Raw genomic sequence first — 25972 nt, forward strand, 5'->3', positions numbered from 1 at the left:
TCCTTACGCTGGCAGCAGATTCTGCGCGGCCAGATCGGCGGCGACATCCTCAAGACCGAGGCGATGCAACGTTTCTCGCGTCGGGCATCCCAGTTCAGGGTCCCAGCCCATCTCGGTATAAAAGAGCGTCAGGGATTCACGCATATCGTCGCGATCCATTTTGTCAGTCCCTTCAGTGAACACCGGAATGTTGGGGTCCTTGTCAAAAACCCACGAACAGATGAGATCGTGTTCATTGCGCATGTCTTTGGTCTGCATCAGTTTGACGGTATAGGCGCGATGGAGCGTGAAGATACGTTCTGCGGCTAAATCAAGGCTCGCCTGGGTGGTTTCATCCCCGGTCACCGCCTGGAAAAATTTCGCTTCCAGATCCAGATCCCCACGATAATTTCGGCTCTTCAACGGCGAAACGGTCATCGGCCAGACCCAGTTGCACAGCGTCACGGCGTTATGCAGGCAAACTTTGAGCAGCGTCCATTTGGCATACTTGATTTTCGCCGCGTTGATCGGCGTGTAATTTTTAGTCTCGTCGTAGGCGTCTTCAGAACCAAACAGTTCCGCCGCGACCTCTCGCTGTAGCTTCAGCGGTAAACCAGAACCAATAAAGTTGATGTGGGTGTGGGTCATGCAGTCACGGTTAAACATGCAGTTGGTAATTGCCCCCACCTGCGCCGACGCTTCGTTAGCATGGTGTACCGGATAGCCAAACGGCGACCACAGTTTGTTTTTATCGTACGCCCAGTATTCCTCACCCAGATTCCAGCGCTCGGCAATGGCGTATGAACCATCCGCAAGATGGCTCAACTCTCCTTTGCGATGCGCCAGGCGATAGTAGAAATCCTTGATAAAGTTGGGATCGCCCGCTTCCAGTTGATCCCAGCGGATCTCCGCATATTCCTCAGCCGGCAGCACGCGCTTGAACACGCCTTTGCTGTAGCAATACGTGAAGTCACGGTGCAACTGCCCGTAGTTACACCAGATACCGTAGTCGTCAAACAGGTTCAGGCCGATCAGATTGCCGATAACGCGGCCATCGTCCTTGTCGTCAAAATCTTTCGGGCCGTGCGGGAAGATCGTGGTATGGACAAAGTTTGCCACGCAGGTATTCCCCCCGGTGCTCGGTACGCCAAAATCCTTTACCCGTGGAATATTGAGCTGCGACATGCAGCGGATCGGACATGAGTGGCAACCGCTCATTTTCACGGTGTATTTTTCAGCCGCCGGACCTAAGTCAAACACGGATTTATAGGTGCGAAAGCCGACCGTATTTTGATTACCCGGCGGGATCTCGCCGGTTTCAACAGGCCCGCCCTCTGCGGCCCCCCAGAACAAGCCTTTACGCGCCGTCCAGCGCGAGGCCGGTGAGGAAAATTCCGCCCATGCCTGCGGGGTGCTCGGCACAACATGATTATTATTGGCGCCAATCAGCTCCGTCATCATGTAGTCATTCAGCCGCTTCATCTCTTTGCGATCGGCAATATTGACCCCTTTGGTGCCCTCAACGGCAATGGCCTTGAGGTTTTTCGCCCCCATCACCGCGCCGGTTCCCGCCCCGCCGCTGTGGTTACGGCTGTTGAGCATACAGGAGAGCGGCACCAGGTTTTCACCCGCCTGACCAATGGCCGCCACGCAGGTCTCCGGGCTGGTCATACGGCAGATCTCTTCGGTCGTGGCGCGCGTCCCTTTGCCCCACAGAAAATCTGCTTTTTCGAGGCTGACCTTGTCATCTTTAATATTGATCCACACAGGCGAAGCGGATTTACCCTCAATAATAATCGCGTCGTACCCGGCAAATTTCATTTGTGCCGCAAAGAAGCCGCCCATATGCGCATCGACAACCAAATTACCTTTAGTAAACGTAGAGAGCGAAGTGATATTGACGCGGGAACTACAGGGCGCGCCAGATCCGGTCAGCGGGCCGGTGGCAAATACCAGTTTATTTCCTTCATCGAAAGGTTTCGTGCCAGGCGGGACTTCGTCATACATAATTTTGTAGCCGAACCCCATTCCGCCGACAAATTTTTTATATTTACTGGAATCTTCGAGGGTAATATCGCCTGTTGTAAGATTGACCCGTAATATATTACCTGTCCAACCGTTAGCCATAATGTTTTCCTTTGCAAGATTCAAACAGTAATATCTTTCCACTCGATAACTTTCAGCGCCCCTGTTGGACAGGCGCTGGCGCACTCGCCGCATAAAACACATTTTGACGATTTTTTCGTTTCGCTGTTTACGGTAGCCATCATCCAGGGGCAGGCAGTGGTGCAGGCGCTACAGCCAATACACCGCTTATGATCAACCGCGATGCAGCCATCGTCCTGTTTCCAGGTAATTGCGCCGATTGGGCAGACCTTCATGCACTGCGGGTCCTTACACTGGCGACAGGTATCTGCGGTGTAGTTTAAATCGCCATACAGGCCGCCGCCGGAGCCGACGCCGTTGTCGCCAAAGAAGTAATTACGGTGAATCTTAATGCGGGAGAAGAACGAGCCCACGGCGCCATCGTTGTAATTGGTGCAGGAGATTTCGCAGCGATGGCAGCCTGTGCAGCGGGCGCGTTGAGTCACTAATACCCCTTTGGGCGTGTTTATCAGTCCTACCGTACCGCTATCAACGTCTTCCTGTTTGCAGCCAAAAAGTGACAGCAGCGCGGGAGCGATAGTTAATCCTGCCAGACCCTTTCCTGATATACGCAGAAATTCGAGCCGCGTTAAGCCAAAATCTAATATTGGACGTTCGACCTGGTTCATTTATTTCGCATCCTCTTCGCAAACACAGTGCTGACAACACCCGATGTTTTGCCCTAACCGGATCGCATACGTCATATCATTAAATACAAATAGACTAATCCTAAAGAGTTAGGCACATAAATAATGTGGTTATTCAGTGCTATTAACTTTGATCGTTATCAATTAAAAACCGGAAGTGAAATAATAAAAGCGGAGTGATATTTATTATCATTTAGGGGAAATAAAACACGGCAATCTATTAATAATTATAAATGTGACCTCGTTCCCATTATTAATATCAATCGCCTTCGTTATATATTAATATACATATCGATATTAATATAAACGCGATATCTGATTATTTACAAGGTGAAGAATTTAAATACCGGGAATAAGGGATGACGAAGCGAGCGCCATCCCTGAGAGAATTATCCTGCCAGGGCTTTGATAACCGTTTCCATCGCCTGTTTTTCAAGTTCGCTGCGCTGGAGTCGCTGGTTCGCCATGGCGGTTCGTAACACTCCCGCAATCACGATATGCTTCGGCTCTTGCCCCAGGTCGCGCATCTCCAGAACCACTTTGCCAACCACTCTGCACATCTCACGGTACAGTTCGTCGTCTTTTGTCAGGTTTCCCATTATTGTCTCTCATCGCCAGCACAAACAAACAGCATATATCACTCTAACGATGAAGACAAAACTCAAATAAATCAAACAAATAAACAGAGTGACTATTCAACTTAACCGATATCCGGCACCTCACACTCTGTAACTTGCTCACCCGTTCGGCCAGGCTCTTTTATAGGCCGGATAAGCGTCACGCTATCCGGCACTAGGTGGTATTAGTTATTGACCGGAATCACCGCGCCTTTGTACTTCGTGCGGATCCAGTCCTGAATCTCTTTTGAGTGCAGAACGTCAACCAACGCCACGATGTCTTTTTTCTTCTCGTCGCCACGGTGTACGGTAATGATGTTGGCGTACGGATTGTTTTCACCGCTCTCAACGGCGATCGGATCGTTAACCGGGTCCAGACCTGCGTCGATAGCGTAGTTGGCGTTAATCACCACCGCATCGCCTTCATCGTTGTTGTACATCTGTGGTAACAGCGCCGCTTCCACGTTCGGCAGGAACTTCAGTTTTTTCGGGTTATCCACGATGTCGCTGATGCGCGCGCTGACCTTATCCACGTCCGGCTTCAGTTTGATCACGCCCTCTTTTTCAAAAATCGACAGAATACGTCCCTCTTCAGAGACCGCGTCACGCATAATGATCCTGCCGCCTTCCGGCAGATCTTTCAGCGATTTGTATTTTTTAGAGTAGATGCCGATCGGCTCAATATGAATCGCCCCGGCGCTGACGAAATCATAGGTTTTATCACCCGCATGATCTTTCAGCACGCTATTCAGGTACGGGATATGCTGGAAGTAGTTGGCGTCAATTTCACGACCGGCCAGCGCGGTATTCGGCAGAATGTAATCCTGGAAAGGTTTAATCTCCAGATCGATCCCCTGTTTCGCCAGAATCGGTTTCGCCTGCTCAAGGATTTCCGCATGCGGTACGTTAGAGGCGCCAACGGTCAGCGTATCCGCCCAGGAGGCGAAGCTCAGGGCGCTTAAGGTTGCTGCGGCGAGTAATGTCAGTGATTTTTTCATGATAATGGTTTCCGTATTTTATTAGCGTTTATCTAACAGAGAGGTGATCACATCGCCGCAGAACTGGATAATGAAGACGATGATCAGGATAGTCACCGTCGCCACCAGCGTGACGTCGTTGTGGTTGCGCTGGAATCCTTCCAGATAAGCCAGGTTCCCTAAACCGCCTGCCCCAATCACTCCGGCCATCGCGCTGTAACTGACCAGCGCAATTAGCGTCACGGTGATCCCGGACACCAGTGCGGGTGATGATTCAGGCAGTAAAACCCGAAAAATAAGTGTGCTGAGACGTGCGCCCATCGAACGCGTGGCTTCAATCACGCCTCTGTCAACCTCGCGCAGTGCGATTTCAACCAGACGCGCATAAAACGGCGCCGCCCCGACAATCAGCGCTGGCAGCGCAGCGTTCGCGCCGAGAATGGTGCCGACCAGCGCTTTGGTAAACGGGATCAGCAAGACGATCAAAATGATGAACGGGATCGAGCGAAAAATATTCACCACCAGCGAAATGACGCTATACAGCGTGCGGTTCTGAAACAGCCCGCCGCGCGCGGTCAAAAACAGCGCCAGCCCCAGTACAATCCCCAGCACAAACGTCGCGATACCGGAAAGCGCCGTCATATAGAGCGTTTCCTGCGTTGCCGCAAAAAGTTGTTCCCATTTCAGATGGGGAAACAGATTCTCAACCATGTTGTACTACCTCACCTTCAATATCGCTCTGCCGCAAATCCGCCAGAATATTATTCAGTTGTTCTTCCGTCGCCACGACGTGCAGCCACAGTTGGCCAAACACGCCATGTGCGGTTTGCGTCATCTTGCCGTGTAAGATATTGAAAGGCAGGCCGTAACGCAGGGTAAGCTCCCCTACGATCGGCTGATGCGTACTGTGCCCGGTGAAGGTCAGCTTAATCACCGTCCCGCCCAGCTCGCTCGCCAGATGCGGGTTAAACGCCTCCTCTTCGGCATACTGACTTACCTGGCGGACAAACTGCCGGGTAATCGGCTGTTGCGGATGAGTAAAGACGTTCAGCACATCGCCTTCCTCCACCACTCTGCCGTTTTCCATCACCGCAACGCGATCGCAGATTTTGCGCACCACATGCATCTCGTGGGTAATAAGCACAATCGTGAGCTGGAAGCGGCGATTAATATCGAGCAGCAGATCCAGAATCTGATCGGTGGTTTGCGGGTCCAGCGCGGAAGTCGCCTCGTCGCAGAGCAGCACATCCGGGTTATTTGCCAGCGCACGGGCAATCCCCACACGTTGCTTTTGCCCGCCGCTCAGCTGGGATGGGTAAGCATTCTCACGCCCGGTTAATCCCACCAGGTCGATCAGCTCCGCCACCCGCGCCTTGATTTTTGCTTTTGGCGCGCCCGCGATTTGCATAGAAAAAGCGATGTTTTCGCTGACGGTACGCGACCACAGCAAATTGAAGTGCTGAAACACCATGCTGATTTTCAGCCGCGCCTGGCGCAGGGACTCTCCTGTCGCCGCTGAAATATCATGACCATTGATGGTCACGCTGCCCACGGTCGGTTTTTCCAGACCGTTCAGCAAACGAATCAACGTACTCTTTCCGGCGCCGCTGTAGCCAATAATCCCGTAAATTTGTCCCTGTTCAACCGTCAGATTAACGTTATCCACTGCGGTAATCGACAGCTTGCCGGGCGTAAAAACTTTCGAAATATTTTTCAGGACGATCATATCGTTATCGTATCCGCTGCTGCTTATGGTTATCCTGCCAGTGCTTTTAGCTGTTTAGCAGTATGGATGTCCAAATGAGTGTAATCAGGGTGTTTCTGCTTTTAAATGACCAAAAAGGAATTTGATATATCCACAAGGAATAAGAGAGGCGCAGCGCGGGAAAATGGCTTTAGTACAATTTCGGCAACCTTTATGCGGGGAGCGGCATTATCCTTAACGCGAGCAGCGTAAACTGTTGAATTAATCGACAAAAACAGGGTAATTCGGCCATCAACACCGCCAGACGACTGCACGGCTAAACGTCCTGCCATCCAAATAGCGTTTTATATTCCATTCTGTTCTTATTCACAGACAAACATTCTTTAGGCGTGCATTTTGGCAACCCTATTATTTCGTCATGTTATTCACTGACGGATATTCACCATGACAACGTTTCACTCCATAACAGAACTGATTGGCAATACGCCGCTGCTTCAGTTGCATAAGCTGAATAGCGGCGTAAGCGAACTCTTTTTGAAACTGGAGAACCAGAATCCGGGCGGTTCGATTAAAGATCGCGTCGCACTTTCTATGATCAATGAAGCGGAAAGACAGGGGCTGCTAAAGCCCGGCGGCACGATTATTGAAGCGACGGCGGGCAACACCGGGCTGGGTCTGGCGCTGATCGCCGCGCAAAAAGGTTATGCCCTGACGCTGGTCGTGCCGGACAAAATGAGCCGTGAGAAGATCTTCCATTTACGCGCGCTTGGCGCACAGGTGGTATTAACCCGCTCAGACGTCAACAAAGGTCATCCGGCCTATTATCAGGATTACGCACGCCGTCTGGCGCAGGAGACGCCCGGCGCCTTCTATATTGATCAGTTCAACAACGCCGCGAACCCGCTGGCGCATGCTTCCACCACCGCCCCCGAATTGTTTGCCCAGATGGATGGCCGCATTGACGCCATCGTGGTCGGCGTCGGTTCCGGCGGCACGCTGGGCGGTTTACAGGCATGGTTTCGCGAACACTCCCCGCACACGGAGTTCGTGCTGGCCGACCCCGCCGGTTCAATCCTTGCCGATCAGGTCGAGACAGGCACATTCGGCACCGCCGGTTCCTGGCTGGTTGAAGGGATTGGCGAGGACTTTATTCCGCCGCTCGCCCACATCGAATCCGTTTCACAGGCCTTTCGCATCAGCGATAAAGACGCCTTCGCCACGGCGCGCGAGTTGCTCAGAACCGAAGGCATCCTTGCCGGTTCATCGACCGGTACGCTGCTCGCCGCCGCCCTGCGCTACTGCCAGGCGCAGACGCAGCCAAAGCGCGTGGCGACCTTTGCCTGCGATAGCGGCAATAAGTATCTCTCGAAAATGTTTAACGATGACTGGATGCGCCAGCAAGGGCTCATCACCCGGCCACAGGCTGGCGATCTGAGCGACTTCATCGCCTTACGTCATGACGAAGGGGCAACCGTAACCGCCGCGCCGGACGATACGCTGGCGACCGTGCTGGCGCGTATGCGCCTGTACGATATTTCGCAGTTGCCGGTTCTTCAGGAGGATCAGCTTATCGGCATTATCGACGAATGGGACCTGATTACGCATATTCAGGGCGATAACCCGCGTTTTTCCCTCCCGGTAAAAGAAGCGATGACGCGCGAGGTAGTCCGGCTTGATAAACGTGAACCGGAAAGCGCGCTGAAACCTATTTTTGATCGCGGCCAGGTGGCTGTGATTGTCGACAACGACCAGTTCCTCGGTCTGGTCACCCGTAGCGATGTGCTCACCCACTGGCGCAACCGCCTGGATAAATAAGGAACTCTCATGAAATCGTATTCCACACTTAGCGTCCATAGCGGAACCTTTTCTGACGCGCACGGCGCCGTTATGCCGCCGATTTATGCGACATCGACGTTTGCGCAACCCGCGCCGGGTCAGCATACCGGATATGAATATTCACGCAGCGGCAACCCGACGCGCCATGCGCTGGAAACCGCCATTGCCGAGCTGGAAGGCGGTACGCAAGGTTATGCCTTCGCGTCCGGTCTGGCGGGCATCGCTACCGTGCTTGAACTTCTCGATAAAGACAGCCATCTGGTGGCGATTGACGATGTCTATGGCGGCACCTATCGACTGATTGAAAATGTGCGTCGTCGCAGCGCCGGACTACAGGTTAGCTGGGTAAAACCTGACGATCTGGCCGGTATTGAAGCCGCGATTCGTCCTGATACCCGCATGATCTGGGTAGAAACGCCGACAAATCCGTTACTAAAACTGGCCGATCTGGCGGCCATTGCCGATATCGCGCGTCGCCACCAGCTTATCAGCGTGGCCGATAACACCTTCGCTTCGCCGTTGATCCATCGTCCTCTTGATCTGGGGTTCGATATCGTGGTGCATTCCGCGACGAAATACCTGAACGGCCATTCAGACGTCGTCGCCGGACTGGCGGTCGTCGGGGACAACCCGGCGCTCGCACAACAGTTGGGTTATCTGCAAAACGCCGTCGGCGGCGTACTGGACCCATTTAGCAGTTTTCTGACATTACGCGGTATTCGCACGCTGGCCCTGCGAATTGAGCGGCACAGCGGCAATGCGCTGACGCTGGCGCAATGGCTGGAAAAACATCCGGCGGTAGAACACGTCTGGTATCCGGGGCTGGCGTCGCATCCTCAGCACGCCCTTGCGCGCCAGCAGATGTCACAGTTCGGCGGGATGATCTCTATCGTCATAAAAGGCGATGACCAGCGCGCCACTGACGTTATCACGCGGCTGAAATTATTCACCCTGGCGGAAAGCCTGGGCGGTGTTGAAAGCCTCGTCAGCCAGCCGTTTACCATGACTCACGCCTCTATTCCGCTTGAGCAGCGTCTGGCGAATGGCATCACCCCACAGTTGATTCGCCTGTCAGTGGGCATTGAAGATGTTCAGGATTTGCAGGACGATTTAGCTCAGGCGCTCGCCGGGTAGTTGCGCAACGCCGCCCTTTCCCGGGCGGCACAACGCAAGGATCATAATTAACGCTTTAATAACAATTTGTTGTGAATCTGCACAGATGTTTTTTGAAACGCTGTTTTCATTTTCCTTTTGTGTAAATTTCAGCGTATAATGCGCGCCAATTGTCTCTTGAATGGTTTCAGCGCATTGGACTGCAAAACTCAACGACTAAAAAACACGCCATCCCGTTGGGCTGAAACACGAGCACACATTCCTCTGCACGCTCTTTCGATGTCACCTATCCTTAGAGCGAGGCAACACCACTTTCGCAACACAGGTTTAGCTTCAAGGCCGTGCGCCCCTGAAGCCAGATTTCCATATCCTTCTCAACTTAAAGACTAAGACTGTCATGAAAAAGACGAAAATTGTTTGCACCATCGGTCCGAAAACCGAATCTGAAGAGATGTTAACCAAAATGCTGGACGCAGGCATGAACGTTATGCGTCTGAACTTCTCTCACGGTGACTATGCAGAACACGGTCAGCGCATCAAGAATTTGCGCAACGTAATGAGCAAAACCGGTAAAAAAGCCGCAATCCTGCTCGATACCAAAGGCCCGGAAATCCGTACCATTAAGCTGGAAGGTGGTAATGACGTCTCCCTGAAAGCGGGCCAGACCTTCACTTTCACAACGGACAAATCCGTTATCGGCAACAGCGAAATGGTTGCCGTCACTTACGAAGGTTTCACTTCTGACCTGTCCGTAGGCAACACCGTACTGGTCGACGATGGTCTGATCGGCATGGAAGTCACCGCGATCGAAGGTAACAAGGTTATCTGTAAAGTGCTGAACAACGGCGACCTGGGCGAAAACAAAGGCGTTAACCTGCCGGGCGTTTCCATCGCGCTGCCAGCACTGGCTGAAAAAGACAAACAGGATCTGATCTTCGGCTGCGAACAAGGCGTTGACTTTGTTGCCGCGTCCTTTATCCGTAAGCGTTCTGACGTTGTTGAAATCCGTGAGCACCTGAAAGCGCACGGCGGCGAGAACATCCAGATCATCTCCAAGATCGAAAACCAGGAAGGCCTGAACAACTTCGATGAGATCCTCGAAGCGTCTGACGGCATCATGGTTGCTCGTGGCGACATGGGCGTTGAGATCCCGGTTGAAGAAGTTATCTTCGCGCAGAAGATGATCATCGAAAAATGTATCCGCGCACGTAAAGTCGTTATCACCGCGACTCAGATGCTGGATTCCATGATCAAGAACCCGCGTCCGACCCGCGCAGAAGCTGGCGACGTGGCGAACGCCATCCTCGACGGCACCGACGCAGTGATGCTGTCCGGCGAATCCGCAAAAGGAAAATACCCGCTGGAAGCCGTCACCATCATGGCGACCATCTGCGAGCGTACTGACCGCGTGATGACCAGCCGTCTGGACTTCAATAACGACAGCCGTAAACTGCGCATCACCGAAGCGGTGTGCCGCGGCGCGGTTGAAACTGCCGAAAAACTGGAAGCGCCGGTCATTGTCGTTGCGACTCAGGGCGGTAAATCTGCTCGCGCAGTGCGTAAATACTTCCCGGACGCCACTATCCTGGCGCTGACCACCAACGAAGTGACCGCGCGTCAGCTGGTGCTGAGCAAAGGCATTGTGCCGCAGCTGGTGAAAGAAATTAACTCTACTGACGACTTCTACCGTCTGGGTAAAGAAGTCGCTCTACAGAGCGGTCTGGGCCAGAAAGGCGACGTTGTGGTCATGGTTTCCGGCGCGCTGGTACCGAGCGGCACGACCAACACCGCATCTGTTCACGTCCTGTAATAATTCCTGTGTGAATTAATTTTCTGAATAAAAAGCGCCCTCGCGGCGCTTTTTTTATTTAATCGATAGCCACTCTTAATAAAAAATCAAATCGGATTTCACTATCTAATCGCAGATTATCTAAGACGAATCCGATGGAAGGATTCTGTTTTCACTCGGTTTTTTAGCCATTTTAGCTCAATTCGATGCTTCTTTGAGCGAACGATCAAAAATAAGTGCATTCCCGTCAAAAAAATATTCTCAACCTAAAAAAGTTTGTGTAATACTTGTAACGCTACATGGAGATTAACTCAATCTAGAGGGTATTAATAATGAATCGTACTAAACTGGTACTGGGCGCGGTAATCCTGGGTTCTACTCTGCTGGCTGGTTGCTCCAGCAACGCTAAAATCGATCAGCTGTCTTCTGACGTTCAGACTCTGAACGCTAAAGTTGACCAGCTGAGCAACGACGTGAACGCAATGCGTTCCGACGTTCAGGCTGCTAAAGACGACGCAGCTCGCGCTAACCAGCGTCTGGACAACCAGGCTACTAAATACCGTAAGTAATAGTACCTGTGTAATAAAAATGGCGCACATTGTGCGCCATTTTTTTTGCCTGTGTTTTCCCTTCCCTGCTACTGCGTTGCCCGGGTTTCAACGCCGCTTCCGGGTTGGCTGTTTTGCGCGGACTCCACCACAGAGCGACCAGAAGCTATCGGCGCCTGCCCTGATGTAACGGCAACCGGATATCCCGCCCGGCGATACAGCGCGTTTTCCACCAGACGTTCATCCACCTCCTGAGTCGCCTTAAACTGCGTAAAGCCTGCTGGCAGCACATACGGCATCGTCTGTACGTTTTGCTCCTCTTCAGGCGACAGCGGGCGATGTACCTCAACGTAACGCATTCCATTTGGTTCCACGGCGAATTTCACCGGTTCGTTAATCACCCGTACTGGCGTTCCCGTTCTGACCTGCGCAAACAGCGCTTTAATGTCCGGCGCGTTCATCCGAATACAGCCGGAACTGACGCGTAACCCGACGCTGTCCGGGGCATTGGTGCCGTGAATGAGATACTCACCGTTGCCGTATGCCAGGCGCAGGGCGAAGCGTCCTAACGGGTTATTTGGCCCGGCGGGCACCACCGGCGGCAGCGTAATGCCGCGTTCAAGCGAGCGTTTGCGGATACCTGCCGTCGGCGTCCAGGTCGGATTCGGGATTTTTTGCCCGACGCGCGTCGCCATTACCGGCGTTTCCAGCCCCTCTAAACCAATACCGATAGGGTAAACCTGAACACTATTTTCACCCGGCGGGAAATAATAGAGTCGTAACTCCGCCAGGTTCACAATAATGCCTTCACGCGGCGCATCGGGTAATAACAGTTGAGATGGAATGATAATCGGCGTCCCCGGTTTAGGGACCGGTGCGATGGTATTATTTGCCTCCAGGATCAGCATTGCGGCAGTATCAAAACGCCGGGCAATCGCCTGTAAGTTTTTATCCCCCGCTTGCACGGTATAGGTTTGATTCTGCCCGACAAGGCGACTGTTTGCTGGCGGCAAGGGGTAATCCACTGCCCAGGCCGCCTGAAATGCGCTGTAAGCGCCGAAAAGTGTAACTGCAATGAGAGACGCACGTTTCATATCCACCCCCCTGGCGTTTTGCCGGATGGCGGTTAAATGCCTTATCCGGCCTACGAGTCACGTAGAGCTGTACGCCATCTGGCGTTCTACGTCTTTTCAGTTTAGCTAAGAGTTGCGGCTCTGGCGCGGATCGCGCGAATCATTGCTTCCAGTCCTTGTGAACGGGAGGGCGTGAGATGTTGCGTCAGCGCCATTTTTTCAAACCACGGCCGCACATCAAAATTCACAATATCCTGTGGCGTCATCTGATGATACAAAATGAAGACGATGGCAATTAACCCTTTTACTATTGCTGCATCGCTGTCGCCCTGCAATTCAATAACGCCATCAGCGTTCTGACGCATAACAATCCATACCTGACTCTGACATCCCTGAATACTATTTTCCGGGCGACGATCCTGCTCATTTAATTCCGCCAGACGCTGCCCCAGTTCAATAATGTACAGATACTTTTCTTCCCAATTGGCGCAACGCTGAAAATTACGCAGCAATCTTTCTTTATCTGGTAGCGCAGCCATAGCGTCTCCCTGTTATCCCAGTAAGCGATGAATACGTTTTAGCCCGGTTGCCAGACGATCCACTTCTTCATGGGTGTTATACATTGCTATCGACGCCCGGCACATGGCGGGAACGTTGTAATACGTCATCAGCGGCATTGCGCAGTGATGGCCGGTTCGTACGGCGATACCGTAATTGTCGAGGAAGCTGCCCACGTCATAGGCGTGGTGTTTGCCCAGATTAAAGGCGATGACCCCCAGCCGGTTAGCCGGGCCATATAGCGTCAACTCCGGCACATCCGCCAGCTGTTCCAGCGCATAGTGCATCAGGTTTTGTTCATATTCGCTGATTTCCGCCAGCCCTAACGCGCAAACGTATTCAATGGCGGCGCCAAGGCCGATAATCCCGCCCGTGTTCGGCGTCCCCGCCTCAAAACGCCAGGGCGCTTTGGTCCAGGTCGTCCCTTCCGTCAGACTAACGGTCGCAATCATCGAACCGCCGCCTTCCCACGGCGGCATATCCTGAAGCAGTTCCTCCCGGACATACAGCACGCCGATACCGGTGGGGCCATACAGCTTATGCCCGGAGAAAACGTAAAAATCACAATCCAGCGCCTGAACATCCACCGCATGGTGCATTACCGCCTGCGCGCCATCAACCAGCACTTTCGCGCCATACTGATGCGCCAGCGCGATCATTTCAGGAAGCGGGTTTTCCGTTCCCAGCACGTTCGACACATGCGCGATAGCCAGCAGTCGGGTACGCTCATCAAACAGCGACGGGAGCGTATCCAGCTGCAACGTGCCGTCCGTATTGAGCGGAATGACGCGCAGTTCCGCCCCTGTACGCGCGCACAGCATCTGCCAGGGGACAATATTGGCGTGGTGCTCCATCTCGCTGATGATGATGTTATCGCCAGCCCGAACATTCTCCGGCCCCCAGCTGTTGGCAACAAGGTTGATGCCCTCTGTCGTCCCGCGCACGAACACCAGCTCTTCCGCTGAACGGGCGTTAATGAACAGCGATGCCTGTTTACGCACATTTTCCATCTTCTCGGTAGCCTGCGCGCTCAGCGTATGGATGCCCCGGTGCACCGCCGCATAGCCATGACGGTAAAACTCTGCCTCAGCGTCAATCACCTGGTTGGGCTTTTGCGCACTGGCCGCGCTATCCAGATACGCCAACGGCAGCCCGTTGACTTCACGCGTCAGGACGGGAAAATCAGCCCGCACTTTTTCGATGGGAAATGTCATGCTATGCCTCCCGGCAGGCGAAGCCCTATTCGCGCCAGCACCTGTTGTTTAAGCGCGTCATCGCCGAGGGCTTCCGTCAACTCAGCGGCAAACGCGTAGAGAATCATCTGTCTGGCATCCTGCTCTCCAATCCCGCGTGAACGCAGGTAGAACATCTGCTCGTCATCAATCCGTCCTACCGTCGCCCCGTGGCTGCATTTCACGTCATCGGCGTAAATCTCCAGCTGCGGTTTGGTGTCCACCTCGGCAAGTTTACCGAGCAGCAGATTGTTATTGGTCATTTGTCCGTCGGTTTTAATGGCGTGCTGCGCCACGTTGATCAAGCCATTGAATACCGCCCGACCTTTATCGCTGACAATGGTTTTATGCAACTGACGGCTGTTGCAGTAACCCTTGTTGTGCTCCAGCCACGTACGGGTATCACACACTTCGTTTTTCACCGGCATCGCCAGGCTGTTAATCCGCAGCGTGGTGTTTTCACCGTTTAACTGGGTGCTGGTGTTATGTCGCAGCACGGCATCGCCCAACAGGAAACTGTGACTGTGCGCGCTTGCATCCGCCGCCAGCAGAATGTCGTTATGGGCAAAGTGGTGGCTCACCGGGTTTTCAAACGCCAGTTTGATGTGGTGCAGATGCGCATTCGCCGCCACGTTCATGGTCAGACGCGCCCCGGTGAAATGCCGTGCCGCGTTAAGGCTGACATAGTGCTCTATCACCGTCGCCTCTGCCCCTTCCGCCAGTTCCAGGTGGTGGCGGTAGTGCGCAGTGTTGACCTCATCGCCTTCCAGCCCCTGCGTAATGTGCATCAGCAGCAACGGCTTAGAGGGCCGCTGGTTGCGCTTAACGCTGATGTGCGTCACGCTCTGCGCCAGGCTTTCCGTCAGATGCAGGAAAACCTCCGGCTGAACCGGTGCGGCCAGCGCCTGACGTTCGTCGTTGATCGCAATGTCGAAACCGCTGTCTGTAGCGCTGTCGCTAAGCTGCGGGCTGAACTGGCCGTCAACAAACACCAGACGCACAGCGTCGATATCCAGCGCCAGTGCGTCGCGCTGTTCCTGAGTAACCTCGGCAAAACGGCTGACAAACTGGCTACTGACCAACCCTTCCAGCGGCGTGTATTTCCAGTTTTCATGCTTACGCGTCGGCAGCCCCAGGCGCAGCATCTGTTGTAAATGCTGCTGCGCATGCGCCGAGCGGGATTCGCCCTGCGCCTCAAACAGATGGTGCCATTGTTGCAGCGCGTTACTGCTGTTCGGTAAGCCAGCCATATCCTTGCTCCTCCAGTTGTTTGACCAGAGTGAAATCGCCGGACTTCACAATCCGCCCCTGATACAGGACGTGGACGTAATCAGGTTTGATGTAGTCCAGAATACGCTGATAGTGCGTCACGATAATGAACGAACGTTTACCGTCACGCAGCGAGTTGACGCCTTCCGCGACAATTTTCAGCGCATCAATATCCAGCCCGGAGTCAGACTCATCAAGAATGCACAGTTCCGGCTCCAGCACCGCCATTTGCAGAATATCGTTACGTTTCTTCTCACCGCCGGAGAAGCCCACGTTTACCGAACGGGTCAACAAATCTTCCGGCATCTTCAAAAGCGCGATTTTCTCTTCCATCAGATCCTGAAAATCAAAACGATCCAGCGACTCCTGACCACGATAGCTGCGCACGGCATTCAGCGCTGTTTGCAGGAAAAACTGGTTGCTGACGCCAGGAATTTCTACCGGATACTGGAACGCCATAAAGATGCCTTCGCCCGCCCGATCCTCTGGCGACAGTTCCAGTAAATCTTTGCCTTTAAATTCGACAGAGCCGCCAACCACTTCATAATCTTCACGGCCCGCCAGCGTCGCGGAAAGCGTACTCTTCCCGGAACCATTCGGCCCCATAATGGCATGCACTTCTCCGGGTCTGACGTCGAGGTCCAGACCGCGCAGAATCGCTTTATCTTCCACACTGACCTGTAAATCTTTAATGCTTAACATGTGCTTTCCTTAATACTTAACCGACGCTGTGTTCAAGGCTGATTGCCAGCAATTTTTGCGCTTCAACGGCAAATTCCAGCGGCAGTTCAGAGAAGACGTCTTTACAGAAGCCATTAACAATCATCGAGATGGCATCCTCTTCGCTGATGCCGCGTTGCAGGCAGTAAAAGAGCTGATCTTCACCGATCCGCGACGTCGTCGCCTCGTGCTCAAGCTGGGCGCTGTTATTACGACACTCGACATACGGGAAGGTGTGCGCGCCGCAGTCCGCGCCAATCAGCATTGAGTCGCACTGGGTAAAGTTACGGGCGTTGGTTGCCGTCGGCATAATCTTCACCAGCCCGCGATAGCTGTTCTGGCTATTCCCGGCGGAGATCCCTTTTGAAATAATGGTTGATTTGGTGTTCTTACCGATGTGGATCATTTTGGTGCCGGTGTCGGCCTGCTGATGACCGCTGGTCAGCGCCACAGAGTAAAACTCACCGATGGAGTTATCGCCGCGCAGAATGCAGCTCGGGTATTTCCAGGTGATGGCCGACCCCGTTTCGGACTGCGTCCACGACATCTTGCTGTTTTCACCTTCGCACAGCGCGCGCTTGGTGACGAAGTTCAGTATCCCGCCGGTGTTGTTATCGCCGGGGAACCAGTTTTGCACGGTGGAATATTTTACTTCGGCATCTTTGTGGATGATCACCTCTACCACCGCCGCGTGCAGCTGGTAGCTGTCGCGCACTGGCGCAGAACACCCTTCGATGTAGCTGACGTAGCTGCCCTCATCCGCCACCAGAATGGTGCGTTCGAACTGCCCTGTTTTTTCCGCGTTGATTCGGAAATAGGTTGACAGCTCCATCGGGCAACGAACGCCTTTCGGCACATAAATGAAGGTGCCGTCAGACGCTACCGCAGCGTTCAGCGCAGCAAAAAAGTTGTCATTACCCGGCACCACGGTGCCCAGATATTTCTTCACCAGCTCAGGGTGATCGTGAATCGCCTCGCCAAACGAACAGAAGATGATGCCCTGTTCCGCCAGCTTTTCCCGGTAGGTAGTGGCAACGGAAACGGAGTCGAAAATGGCATCCACCGCCACCTCTTTACCCTCACGTACCGGTACGCCAAGCTGTTCGAAGGCGTCTTCCACCTCTTTGCTGAGAAACGCATTCGCACCGGTTTGCTGTACTGCACCCGGTTCTGACGCGCACGTCTCATCGCAGTTACCGCACGATGGCGCAGAGTAATAACTGTAATCCTGATAATTCAGCTTATCGTAGTGCGCTTTCAACCAGTGCGGCTCTTCCATCTCAAGCCAGGCTTTGTACGCATTAAGGCGAAACTCCAGCATCCACTCCGGCTCATTTCTCTTGGCGGAAATCGCACGCACGACCTCTTCGCTGATGCCTTTTGCCAGCTCGTCAGTCTGTAACTGGGTGAAGAAGCCTTCTTTATAATTCAGTGGACCACCGGTCCAGGTTTTGACATCGTCAGTTGCTTCAGTATTACGAGACATAGTACCGCCTATACCCCGAAGCTTTCGCCACAGCCGCATTCGTTCTGGGCTTTCGGGTTATGAAATTTAAATAACTGGTTTAATCCTTCGCGCACATAATCGACCTCTGTCCCGTCAATAAACGGCATGGCCTGAAGCGGCACGTACAACCTCGCGCCCTCCGTTTCAAACAACAGATCGTCCTTTTCCGGCTCGCTGACGGTATCCAGCACGTAACCAAATCCCGCGCACCCCGTCTGCTTCACGCCTAAACGTACGCCAAGCATACCGGGTTGCTTCGCGACCAGGTCACGAATATGCGCCGCCGCCTCAGGCGTTAGCGTCAGGCCACGCCATGCAAAATCGTCTGGATTAAATGTTCCTGAATGCAATTCCATAGGTCCACCTCGTGTAATGAGCCACCAGGGCATAACACCATGTTAGTGATAATGATTATCACTTCAACCCTCTGACAGAAGGGTCATTCGGGTTAACCGCCCTTTTTGACCACTTTTACTAAGCATAGACCTTGTTACGAGGGTTATCAGTGATGGATTATTTTATTCAATACATTGATAGATAAAGCATTTAAGAAGAGTAAACAGCGCGGCAGGTTAAAAAATTAAATATGTATCGAAAATGCCTATTTTTGAGATAGGGTTATCAATAAAAATGGGGATCAAAAGCGGACGATGACGGTGCTAAACAATAGCTCAAACAGCCGTCGGATTAACAAATCCACTAACGTGAAAAAGAAAGAACGGAGTAATTAACAACGAACGATCGGTGTTGTATGCATAACACCGATCGTTCGTTGCCCCACCCGGCGCTTATCTCCGGCACTCATTTCAGGCTTAGCTCTTGAAGGGGTGTAAGAATATTCTCATAAGTTTGCATCGCGTATTTAACAGATCTTGCTTTCTGCACAATTTTTATACGCCTTATGCTGCGTCAGGAACAGGCTTCACCGTCGCGCATCGCGCCCTGCACCGCCTCAAGAAACAGGCGTAGCGCGGCGGGCTGATGCTCACGGGAAAGGTATAACCCGTATACGGCCAATTGCCGCGGTTGTAGATGGGGCAACAAACGAACCAGTTTCTCCTGCGCCAGCCCCTCTCGCGCCTCTTTTTCCGGCACCAGCGCAATCCCCATCCCTGCCAGCGCCGCTTCACACAAAAGCGAAGAGATTCCGGCGCTCAGGTTGCCCTTGATCGCAACGGAGATAGGTTCTCCCTGCTCATCCAGAAAATGCCAGGATTTTCCAGCAAATCCGCTGTAATAGAGGCAATTGTGTTGCGCCAGCGCCTCCGGCGTCTGCGGTGTGCCATAGCGATGCAGATAGTCAGGAGACGCGCAGAGCACAGACTCACAGTCACCAAGCCGACGCGCAATTGTCCCTGGCTCAGGGTTATCGGTAATGCGTATCGCCACATCAATACGCTCCCCCACTAAACTGACAGGCTGATTATTAATCTCCACTTCAATGCGCAATTCAGGATAACGCGCTAAAAAAGCGGGCAGCATCGGGGCAAGAATATGCATCGCGGTGAAATGGGCGCAGGCGACGCGCAACGTGCCGGACGGCACCTCTCGCCCGGTCGCCCCCGCAATATCCAGGGAAAGCCGCGCCAGCGTTCGCGTTTTCATCAACGCGTCTTCTCCGGCAGGCGTGATCGTCAGGCGGCGCGACGAACGATGAATAAGTCTGGCTCCGGCCCATTTCTCCATTTCATCCAGATAACGGCTCACCATCGGCCTGGAGATCCCTAATGCGCGCGCAGCCGCGCTCAGGCTACCCAAATCGCAGATATGGTTAAACACCGTTGCCGCCATCACTCTGTCCATAACCTTCCATCCGATCGTTTTATGAAACTCAGCATGTCCTGATAGAGGAATTTTAACAGATCGAGATTTGCTTAAAATAAGCCACGTAAATAAATCAACATCATCTGCCGATAAGGTCACTCAGAATGAAAATCAAAACGCTGGCACTTCTGCTGTCGCTGACTAGCGCGCCATTGTTCGCCGCCCCGCTGCAACTCGACGTCTATAATCCGCAGGAAAACGCGATTTTCCCGGTCTCTTCCACGCTGGTCTCTGGCCCTAAAGAAGCCATTTTATTCGACGCACAGTTCAGTACCAAAGACGGGGAAAAGCTGGTCGAAATGATTAAAAAGAGCGGCAAATCGCTGAAAGCCATCGTGATTACCTCCGGCGATCCAGATTTCTATTTTGGTCTGGAACCGATTGTAAAAGCCTTCCCGAACGTGAAAGTTCTGGCGACGCCGCATGTGGTGGAACACATTCGCGCAACGAAAGACGCCAAACTGCAATACTGGGGCCCGCAAATGAAAGATGGCGCGCCAGCGGCGCTCACCATCCCGCAGGCAACCACCGAGACACAATTTACGATTGATGGGGAAACGCTGGAACTGCGCCACCCGAACGATTACGCCGCTTACGTCTGGGTCCCGGCTAACCGCGCAATACTTGGCGGAACGGGAATCGCATCCGGTATCCATGTCTGGACGGCGGATACCCAGTCTCCTGAGCAGCGTGCGGCCTGGCGTCATGTGTTGACAGAGATGCACAGTTTGCAGCCGACCCAGGTGATTCCGGGTCACTATATCGGTGAACGTCCAGCAGGCGACGCCGCTATACGCTTCACGCAGGATTACCTGCAATCCTTTGAGCAAGCGCTTGAGGCGAAAAAAGGGTCAGAGTATGTCATCAAAACGATGACCGCCGCCTGGCCTGGCCTCGCTGACGAAAGTTCCCTGACGCTGAGTGCGAAAGTGAATACCGGTGAAATGAAGTGGTAAACCGCCGCTCATAGCCCAAAAAATAACCCCGGCAGAGCGTGTCGGGGTTTTCTGTTAGTGTTAATTCACCGAGCGATAAAACAGTGCGGAATCAATGAACGCCCAGACGCCAGGCAAAGTAAATCTCTTCTTTTAGCTCAGAGGAAGAGAGCGTGAGTAAATCGGCAAATTCCAGCTCTAATTGTTTTAAGCGCTTCAAATACTGGGCTGGAGAAAGCTCGGTTTTATCACGGCGTAAAAATTCAATTGCCAGTTGGGTTGGGTCTAAATCGGTAGACATATCATCCTCGCTTATGTTCAAAACGTGCACAGTATAACACTTTTTTCTGCACACATTTTGACCAAAAGCAGTCTGCGATAAAGATATTTTGTGACAATGTCACACAACGGCGGTTGTCAGACGTGAAGAACAGCACAGCCGCCCCTGCTCATCAAAAATATCGATCTGCCAGACCTGATGACGAGAGCCGGTATGCAGCGCTTTGCACACCCCTCTGACGCGCCCTTCGCGCGCTGAGCGAACGTGGTTGGCATTCACCTCCAGCCCCACGACTTTCTGTTCGCCCTGCGTGCACAGATAGCCCGCAACCGAGCCGATACTTTCAGCCAGCACAACGGACGCGCCGCCGTGTAGCAGACCAAAAGGTTGCTTTGTACGGCTATCCACCGGCATTGTTGCTTCCAGCGTATCGTCGCTAATATGCTCAAAGCGAATATCCAGTAGCCCCACCATGTTCCCTTCGCCCAGAGCGTTCAGCGCTTCGAGCGTGACTTTACGTTTCCAGATCATCCAATAATCTCCAGTAGTGCCTGTAACGGATGGCGAACCCCGGTGCCTTCAACGCGTTTTACCTGGCTGCGGCAAGAGTAACCGGTCGCCAGGCAGCGATTGCGCGGCAGTCGCGCCATCGCCTGTTGCCACGACAGCGCATAGATCCCCAGCGAATTTTCATGATTTTTCACTTCATGGCCGTAAGTACCCGCCATGCCGCAGCAGCCTACGCTGACGCTCTCCAGCTTCGCCCCTAAGCGCGCAAAAATGGCCGCCCACTGCGCCGGTGCGCCAGGCAATGCCGTCACTTCGGTACAATGCCCAAAGAAATACCAGGGCTCACCGCTCACGGCAAGAGGCTGTCGGGACGCCAGCACCGTCGGCAGCCACTCATTCACCAGCTGTACGTGGAAATCACCACGCTGTTCGCCGAGGGTTTGTTTGTATTCATCACGATAGCAAAGCACCAGCGCCGGGTCGACACCGACCATCGGGATACGCAACTGCGCCACCCGATTGAGAAATTCGGCCGTTTTCTTCGCCGTCTTCGCAAATCGGTTAAGGAACCCTTTGATGTGCTGGGCCTTGCCATTTGGCGAGAACGGCAGCAATACAGGCTGAATGCCGAGCTTTTCCACCAGCCGGATAAAATCCGCCACCACCTGCGCATCGTAGTAACTGGTAAACGGGTCCTGCACCACCAGCACCGTACGCTCTTTTTGCTCCTGGCTCAGGAGTTCAAGCTGTTCCAGCGTCATATTGGCGGAACGGTGCCCGACCATTTGCTGTTGCAGCGACGGCGTCGAAAGTAGCGGCAAATCCACCATGCCGATATGTTTCTTCGCGAGGTTTCGCACCAACGGCTGATTGAGAAAGAAGTTAAAGGTTTTCGGCGCCCGCGCCATTAATGGCGCATAGCTTTCGACCGTCGCCACCATATGATCGCGCAGCGGACGCAGGTAGCGCGTGTGGTAAAGCGCCAGGAAGCGTGAGCGGAACTCCGGCACGTCTATTTTAATCGGACATTGTGTCGAGCAGGCTTTGCACGCCAGGCAACCCGACATCGCCTCCTTCACCTCATGGGAGAAATCATATTCGCCTTTACGAGCGTGCCAGCTGTTGCGGGTACGGGCAATTAACGTCCGCAGACTGGCGCGTTTTTCCGGCAGATCTTTTTCCAGCTGTAGCGGATCAACCCCACGGTCGGCCAGCAGGCGCAACCATTCACGCACCAGCGTCGCACGCCCTTTGGGAGAGTGAATGCGATTCAGGCTGATTTTCATTGACGGGCACATCGGACTTTTGGCGTCAAAGTTGAAGCACAGGCCATTGCCGTTACACTCCATCGCCCCGCGCCAGACCTGACGCACCGCCAGTGGAATCTGCCGATCGTAAGTACCGCGTTTCACCGCATCGACCTTCATCATCGGCGCATCAATGCCTTCCGGCGGACAAATTTTTCCGGGGTTCAGGCGGTTTTGCGGGTCGAACGCCGCCTTCACTTTGCGTAGTTCGCCATAAAGCTGCTCGCCAAAAAACGCCGGGCTATATTCAGCGCGAAAACCTTTACCGTGCTCGCCCCACAGCAGACCGCCATATTTCGCGGTGAGCGCCACCACATCATCGGAAAGACTCTTCATCAGAATTTCCTGTTGCGGATCGCACATATCCAGCGCGGGTCTGACGTGCAGCACCCCGGCATCAACATGCCCGAACATGCCATAACTTAAGCCATGACCGTCGAGCAGCGCGCGGAATTCAGCAATATAGTCGGCCAGATGTTCCGGCGGCACGCAGGTATCTTCCGCAAACGGAATCGGTTTGGCCGCGCCTTTGGCATTACCCAACAGACCAACCGCTTTTTTCCGCATGGCATAGATACGCTCCACGCCCGCCAGCTCCGCGCACAACTGCCAGCCGATCACTCCGGCTTCCTGGCGAGCAATCAGCTCATCCAGACGCTGGCACAACGCGCTCACCTGAGCATCAATAGCCGCTTCGTCATCCCCGGCGAACTCGACGATGTTCAGGCCCAGCATCTCTTTATCAGGCACATCAGTAATCAGCTCACTGACGGAATGCCAGACGATGTCCTCCCGCGCCAGATTAAGCACTTTAGAATCGACGGTTTCCACCGAGAGCGCCCGCGCCTCGACCATAAAGGGCGCGTTACGCAACGCGGAATCAAAAGAGTCATATTTGACGTTCACCAGACGGCGAACTTTAGGCAGTGGAGTAATATCCAGACGCGCTTCCGTGATAAACGCCAGTGTGCCTTCAGAACCGGTCAGCACGCGCGTTAAGTCGAACTCCGTCATCTCATCGTTAAAGACATGGCGTAAGTCGTAGCCCGTTAAGAAGCGGTTGAGTCTGGGAAACTTATCAATAATCAGCTGTCGGTTTTCCCGACAACGCTGGTATACGGTGTTATAGATGCGACCGATCGCGGTGTTGCTTTTACCAAGCGTTTCCGCAAGTTCGACCGGCATTGCCTGGGTATCCAGAATATCGCCCCCCAGCAATACCGCGCGAACGCCCAGCACATGATCGGATGTCTTACCGTAAACTAACGACCCCTGACCGGACGCATCGGTATTGATCATGCCCCCGAGGGTCGCACGGTTGCTGGTCGAAAGCTCCGGGGCAAAGAAGTAGCCATACGGCTTCAGATACTGATTGAGTTGATCTTTGATCACCCCGGCTTCGACCCGCACCCAGCCCTCTTCCGGGTTAATTTCAATAATGCGGCTCATATAGCGGGACATATCAACGATAATGCCCTGGTTCAGCGCCTGACCATTGGTGCCGGTGCCACCGCCGCGCGGGGTAAAAATCAATGAGGCGAAGCGCGACTCTGCCGCCAGACGGGCGATAAGCGCCACATCCGCCGTTGAACGCGGGAAAACCACAGCATCAGGAAGAAGCTGATAGATACTGTTATCTGTCGACATTGTCAGACGATCGGCGTAATTCGTTGCCGTATCGCCGGTAAACCCTTGCTGCTCCAGCGCCTGCAAAAAATTGAGCACCAGCTGAACGACGCCAGGTGCCTGAGAAATCTGTGGAATCATTATAGTGACCCTTTCCTGCGGTCTGTATTGTGAATTTAATCGTTTGCGTGTTGCTCTGTTTGTTGTATCACATTTTTTTCTTACACGCCCAGCAGAATTACAGGCAGAATCCGCCTGTTAAAAACCGCTGAAATTGCTCATCATTATGGGGTAAGGTTCGCATGTTCGCGTCGCGTCAACGTTCTGACGCACAGAAAAGGTGAAAAGGTATTTATGGTAAATCTTCGTCAGCCCAGGGATATCGCGCAAGTGCTGCTGTCGGTGCTGTTTTTAGCCATCATGATCGTGGCCTGCTTGTGGATTGTGCGTCCCTTTGTCCTTGGTTTTGCATGGGCGGGAACGATCGTTATTGCGACCTGGCCCGTTTTATTACGTTTACAGAAAATACTCTGGGGCCGCCGTTCTTTGGCCGTTCTGGTTATGACGCTGTTGTTGGTTCTGCTGTTCATTATTCCCATCGCCCTGCTGGTCAACAGCATCGTGGACGGTAGCGGCCCGCTCATCCACGCCGTCACCGCCGGCGACATGACGTTGCCCGACCTGGCCTGGTTAAACAGTATTCCGCTGATTGGCGCCAAATTGTATGCCGGGTGGCACAACCTGCTGGATATGGGCGGCACGGCGATTATGGCGAAAGTGCGTCCTTATATTGGCACCACCACGACCTGGTTTGTGGGTCAGGCCGCGCATATCGGTCGCTTTATGATGCACTGTGGTCTGATGCTGCTGTTCAGCGCCCTGCTGTACTGGCGCGGCGAACAGGTGGCATTGGGCATCCGCCACTTCGCCAGTCGTCTGGCCGCGAAACGCGGCGATGCCGCCGTGCTGCTGGCGGCCCAGGCCATCCGCGCCGTTGCATTGGGTGTGGTTGTCACCGCGCTGGTTCAGGCAATTCTTGGCGGGATTGGCCTCGCCATTTCCGGCGTGCCTTACGCAACGCTGCTGACGGTCGTCATGATCCTCTCCTGCCTGGTGCAACTGGGGCCGTTACCGGTGTTAATCCCGGCAATCATTTGGCTGTACTGGACGGGCGATACGACCTGGGGCACGGTGCTGCTGGTGTGGAGCTGCGTGGTCGGTACGCTGGATAACGTGATTCGCCCGGTATTGATTCGTATGGGCGCTGACCTGCCGCTGATCCTGATTCTCTCTGGCGTTATCGGCGGGCTGATTGCCTTTGGAATGATCGGTCTGTTTATCGGCCCGGTATTGCTGGCGGTTTCCTGGCGTCTGTTCTCCGCATGGGTGCATGAAGTGCCCGCGCCGGGAAACGACCCTGACGAACTCCTCGAAGAACTGGGGGAGATTGAGGACAGCCATAAATAAACCCCATCGGCCGATCGACGCATTCGGTCGGCCGATACTTTAGCATTGCTCATCAATTAGCATCCTGACCAACCTGCCTTATGGCGTAATCCTCCTTACGTAATTCATTTACGTCGCAAATTCTTCATAGTTTTTAAACTATTGGGACGAATCTGATCGACGCAAAAAATCTCCACGCCTACTATTAGGGCACGGTTATAAATCAACGCCTTGATTTATAAGCATGGAAATCCCCTGAGTGAAACAACGAATTGCTGTGTGTAGTCTTTGCCCATCTCCCACGATGGGCCTTTTTTTAAGTGCCTGCC

At 53.5% G+C, this 25972-nt stretch carries 24 protein-coding genes and 1 other RNA gene; 8 read left to right on the plus strand and 17 right to left on the minus strand.

The window, feature by feature from the left end:
- Positions 1-3: 3 nt before the first annotated feature.
- The 6 genes from OGX80_RS08785 to OGX80_RS08810 form a co-directional block, all read right to left on the minus strand.
- A complete protein-coding gene (locus tag OGX80_RS08785; RefSeq protein ID WP_024130378.1) occupies positions 4-2106 on the minus strand; it encodes an aldehyde ferredoxin oxidoreductase in 2103 nt (700 codons plus the stop codon).
- A gap of 20 nt (positions 2107-2126) precedes the next feature.
- Positions 2127-2753 carry a ferredoxin-like protein gene (locus OGX80_RS08790; RefSeq protein WP_012132569.1) on the minus strand — a complete coding sequence of 209 codons (627 nt, stop codon included), beginning with the start codon at positions 2751-2753 and terminating at the stop codon, positions 2127-2129.
- A gap of 407 nt (positions 2754-3160) precedes the next feature.
- Entirely contained in the window at positions 3161-3370 is a 210-nt protein-coding gene (gene fumD, locus OGX80_RS08795; RefSeq protein WP_012132570.1) for a fumarate hydratase FumD, read from the minus strand.
- A gap of 203 nt (positions 3371-3573) precedes the next feature.
- Entirely contained in the window at positions 3574-4386 is an 813-nt protein-coding gene (locus OGX80_RS08800; protein ID WP_012132572.1) for a MetQ/NlpA family ABC transporter substrate-binding protein, read from the minus strand.
- Positions 4387-4407: 21 nt separating this feature from the next.
- A complete protein-coding gene (locus OGX80_RS08805; protein ID WP_012132573.1) occupies positions 4408-5076 on the minus strand; it encodes a methionine ABC transporter permease in 669 nt (222 codons plus the stop codon).
- Complete coding sequence (locus OGX80_RS08810; RefSeq protein ID WP_115181690.1) at positions 5069-6091, minus strand: methionine ABC transporter ATP-binding protein; 1023 nt, start codon at positions 6089-6091, stop codon at positions 5069-5071. The genes OGX80_RS08805 and OGX80_RS08810 overlap by 8 nt, the downstream gene beginning before the upstream one ends.
- 423 nt (positions 6092-6514) lie before the next feature.
- Between OGX80_RS08810 and OGX80_RS08815 the strand changes: the two genes are divergently transcribed.
- The 5 genes from OGX80_RS08815 (at position 6515) to lpp (ending at position 11377) form a co-directional block, all read left to right on the plus strand.
- Positions 6515-7885 carry a pyridoxal-phosphate dependent enzyme gene (locus OGX80_RS08815; protein ID WP_047457321.1) on the plus strand — a complete coding sequence of 457 codons (1371 nt, stop codon included), beginning with the start codon at positions 6515-6517 and terminating at the stop codon, positions 7883-7885.
- 9 nt (positions 7886-7894) lie between these two features.
- On the plus strand, positions 7895-9040 hold the full coding sequence (locus tag OGX80_RS08820) for a trans-sulfuration enzyme family protein (protein WP_012132577.1): 1146 nt from the start codon (positions 7895-7897) through the stop codon (positions 9038-9040).
- 174 nt (positions 9041-9214) lie between these two features.
- Positions 9215-9409, plus strand: coding sequence for a protein YnhH (ynhH, locus tag OGX80_RS08825; protein WP_244264181.1), 195 nt, complete (start codon positions 9215-9217; stop codon positions 9407-9409).
- Positions 9410-9416: 7 nt separating this feature from the next.
- The gene (pykF, locus tag OGX80_RS08830) at positions 9417-10829 is read left to right on the plus strand and encodes a pyruvate kinase PykF (protein WP_012132579.1); all 1413 of its coding nucleotides are present in this window, start codon (positions 9417-9419) and stop codon (positions 10827-10829) included.
- Between the two features lie 311 nt (positions 10830-11140).
- The gene (gene lpp / locus OGX80_RS08835) at positions 11141-11377 is read left to right on the plus strand and encodes a murein lipoprotein Lpp (protein ID WP_001082307.1); all 237 of its coding nucleotides are present in this window, start codon (positions 11141-11143) and stop codon (positions 11375-11377) included.
- 68 nt (positions 11378-11445) lie between these two features.
- Here lpp and ldtE read toward each other — a convergent pair whose 3' ends face one another.
- From ldtE to OGX80_RS08875, 8 genes are all read right to left on the minus strand, one after another.
- A complete protein-coding gene (gene ldtE / locus OGX80_RS08840) occupies positions 11446-12450 on the minus strand; it encodes a L,D-transpeptidase LdtE (RefSeq protein ID WP_115181691.1) in 1005 nt (334 codons plus the stop codon).
- Positions 12451-12551: 101 nt separating this feature from the next.
- Positions 12552-12968, minus strand: coding sequence for a cysteine desulfuration protein SufE (sufE, locus tag OGX80_RS08845; RefSeq protein WP_049011812.1), 417 nt, complete (start codon positions 12966-12968; stop codon positions 12552-12554).
- A 12-nt stretch (positions 12969-12980) separates the two neighbouring features.
- On the minus strand, positions 12981-14201 hold the full coding sequence (gene sufS / locus OGX80_RS08850) for a cysteine desulfurase SufS (protein WP_012132582.1): 1221 nt from the start codon (positions 14199-14201) through the stop codon (positions 12981-12983).
- Positions 14198-15469: a Fe-S cluster assembly protein SufD gene (sufD, locus tag OGX80_RS08855; RefSeq protein ID WP_115181692.1), complete on the minus strand. Its 1272-nt coding sequence runs from the start codon at positions 15467-15469 to the stop codon at positions 14198-14200. The genes sufS and sufD overlap by 4 nt, the downstream gene beginning before the upstream one ends.
- On the minus strand, positions 15444-16190 hold the full coding sequence (gene sufC, locus OGX80_RS08860; protein WP_012132584.1) for a Fe-S cluster assembly ATPase SufC: 747 nt from the start codon (positions 16188-16190) through the stop codon (positions 15444-15446). The genes sufD and sufC overlap by 26 nt, the downstream gene beginning before the upstream one ends.
- Before the next feature lie 16 nt (positions 16191-16206).
- A complete protein-coding gene (sufB, locus tag OGX80_RS08865; RefSeq protein ID WP_012132585.1) occupies positions 16207-17694 on the minus strand; it encodes a Fe-S cluster assembly protein SufB in 1488 nt (495 codons plus the stop codon).
- Between the two features lie 8 nt (positions 17695-17702).
- A complete protein-coding gene (gene sufA / locus OGX80_RS08870) occupies positions 17703-18071 on the minus strand; it encodes a Fe-S cluster assembly scaffold SufA (protein ID WP_012132586.1) in 369 nt (122 codons plus the stop codon).
- A gap of 553 nt (positions 18072-18624) precedes the next feature.
- Positions 18625-19518 (minus strand): LysR family transcriptional regulator, encoded by an 894-nt coding sequence (locus tag OGX80_RS08875; protein ID WP_012132587.1) that lies wholly within the window; start codon positions 19516-19518, stop codon positions 18625-18627.
- 125 nt (positions 19519-19643) lie between these two features.
- Here OGX80_RS08875 and OGX80_RS08880 point away from each other — a divergent pair, with 125 nt between their 5' ends.
- Positions 19644-20495: a Vmh family MBL fold metallo-hydrolase gene (locus tag OGX80_RS08880; RefSeq protein ID WP_012132588.1), complete on the plus strand. Its 852-nt coding sequence runs from the start codon at positions 19644-19646 to the stop codon at positions 20493-20495.
- A gap of 91 nt (positions 20496-20586) precedes the next feature.
- Here the strand turns inward: OGX80_RS08880 and OGX80_RS08885 are convergent, their stop codons facing one another.
- The 3 genes from OGX80_RS08885 to ydiJ form a co-directional block, all read right to left on the minus strand.
- Positions 20587-20775, minus strand: a complete 189-nt coding sequence (locus tag OGX80_RS08885) for a YdiH family protein (protein WP_024130379.1) — start codon at positions 20773-20775, stop codon at positions 20587-20589.
- Positions 20776-20874: 99 nt separating this feature from the next.
- Positions 20875-21285, minus strand: coding sequence for a 1,4-dihydroxy-2-naphthoyl-CoA hydrolase (gene menI, locus OGX80_RS08890; RefSeq protein ID WP_012132590.1), 411 nt, complete (start codon positions 21283-21285; stop codon positions 20875-20877).
- Positions 21282-24338 carry a D-2-hydroxyglutarate dehydrogenase YdiJ gene (gene ydiJ / locus OGX80_RS08895; RefSeq protein ID WP_047457338.1) on the minus strand — a complete coding sequence of 1019 codons (3057 nt, stop codon included), beginning with the start codon at positions 24336-24338 and terminating at the stop codon, positions 21282-21284. Before ydiJ ends, menI begins: the two co-directional genes overlap by 4 nt.
- A 213-nt stretch (positions 24339-24551) precedes the next feature.
- Between ydiJ and ydiK the strand changes: the two genes are divergently transcribed.
- Together ydiK and rprA are read left to right on the plus strand one after the other, a co-directional pair.
- Positions 24552-25664: an AI-2E family transporter YdiK gene (gene ydiK, locus OGX80_RS08900; protein ID WP_047457341.1), complete on the plus strand. Its 1113-nt coding sequence runs from the start codon at positions 24552-24554 to the stop codon at positions 25662-25664.
- A 191-nt stretch (positions 25665-25855) separates the two neighbouring features.
- An RNA gene (rprA, locus tag OGX80_RS08905) (antisense sRNA RprA) lies at positions 25856-25963 on the plus strand.
- Positions 25964-25972 lie beyond the last annotated feature (9 nt).

The organism is Citrobacter sp. CK194, assembly GCF_030333395.1.
Lineage (GTDB): Bacteria > Pseudomonadota > Gammaproteobacteria > Enterobacterales > Enterobacteriaceae > Citrobacter_B > Citrobacter_B koseri.

Excerpts from the sequence above, each read along its gene's own strand:
- OGX80_RS08785 (WP_024130378.1), bottom strand. The coding sequence starts at position 2,106 with ATGGCTAACGGTTGGACAGGTAATATATTACGGGTCAATCTTACAACA.
- OGX80_RS08790 (WP_012132569.1), bottom strand. The coding sequence starts at position 2,753 with ATGAACCAGGTCGAACGTCCAATATTAGATTTTGGCTTAACGCGGCTC.
- fumD (WP_012132570.1), bottom strand. The coding sequence starts at position 3,370 with ATGGGAAACCTGACAAAAGACGACGAACTGTACCGTGAGATGTGCAGA.
- OGX80_RS08800 (WP_012132572.1), bottom strand. The coding sequence starts at position 4,386 with ATGAAAAAATCACTGACATTACTCGCCGCAGCAACCTTAAGCGCCCTG.
- OGX80_RS08805 (WP_012132573.1), bottom strand. The coding sequence starts at position 5,076 with ATGGTTGAGAATCTGTTTCCCCATCTGAAATGGGAACAACTTTTTGCG.
- OGX80_RS08810 (WP_115181690.1), bottom strand. The coding sequence starts at position 6,091 with ATGATCGTCCTGAAAAATATTTCGAAAGTTTTTACGCCCGGCAAGCTG.
- OGX80_RS08815 (WP_047457321.1), top strand. The coding sequence starts at position 6,515 with ATGACAACGTTTCACTCCATAACAGAACTGATTGGCAATACGCCGCTG.
- OGX80_RS08820 (WP_012132577.1), top strand. The coding sequence starts at position 7,895 with ATGAAATCGTATTCCACACTTAGCGTCCATAGCGGAACCTTTTCTGAC.
- pykF (WP_012132579.1), top strand. The coding sequence starts at position 9,417 with ATGAAAAAGACGAAAATTGTTTGCACCATCGGTCCGAAAACCGAATCT.
- lpp (WP_001082307.1), top strand. The coding sequence starts at position 11,141 with ATGAATCGTACTAAACTGGTACTGGGCGCGGTAATCCTGGGTTCTACT.
- ldtE (WP_115181691.1), bottom strand. The coding sequence starts at position 12,450 with ATGAAACGTGCGTCTCTCATTGCAGTTACACTTTTCGGCGCTTACAGC.
- sufE (WP_049011812.1), bottom strand. The coding sequence starts at position 12,968 with ATGGCTGCGCTACCAGATAAAGAAAGATTGCTGCGTAATTTTCAGCGT.
- sufS (WP_012132582.1), bottom strand. The coding sequence starts at position 14,201 with ATGACATTTCCCATCGAAAAAGTGCGGGCTGATTTTCCCGTCCTGACG.
- sufD (WP_115181692.1), bottom strand. The coding sequence starts at position 15,469 with ATGGCTGGCTTACCGAACAGCAGTAACGCGCTGCAACAATGGCACCAT.
- sufC (WP_012132584.1), bottom strand. The coding sequence starts at position 16,190 with ATGTTAAGCATTAAAGATTTACAGGTCAGTGTGGAAGATAAAGCGATT.
- sufB (WP_012132585.1), bottom strand. The coding sequence starts at position 17,694 with ATGTCTCGTAATACTGAAGCAACTGACGATGTCAAAACCTGGACCGGT.
- sufA (WP_012132586.1), bottom strand. The coding sequence starts at position 18,071 with ATGGAATTGCATTCAGGAACATTTAATCCAGACGATTTTGCATGGCGT.
- OGX80_RS08875 (WP_012132587.1), bottom strand. The coding sequence starts at position 19,518 with ATGGACAGAGTGATGGCGGCAACGGTGTTTAACCATATCTGCGATTTG.
- OGX80_RS08880 (WP_012132588.1), top strand. The coding sequence starts at position 19,644 with ATGAAAATCAAAACGCTGGCACTTCTGCTGTCGCTGACTAGCGCGCCA.
- OGX80_RS08885 (WP_024130379.1), bottom strand. The coding sequence starts at position 20,775 with ATGTCTACCGATTTAGACCCAACCCAACTGGCAATTGAATTTTTACGC.
- menI (WP_012132590.1), bottom strand. The coding sequence starts at position 21,285 with ATGATCTGGAAACGTAAAGTCACGCTCGAAGCGCTGAACGCTCTGGGC.
- ydiJ (WP_047457338.1), bottom strand. The coding sequence starts at position 24,338 with ATGATTCCACAGATTTCTCAGGCACCTGGCGTCGTTCAGCTGGTGCTC.
- ydiK (WP_047457341.1), top strand. The coding sequence starts at position 24,552 with ATGGTAAATCTTCGTCAGCCCAGGGATATCGCGCAAGTGCTGCTGTCG.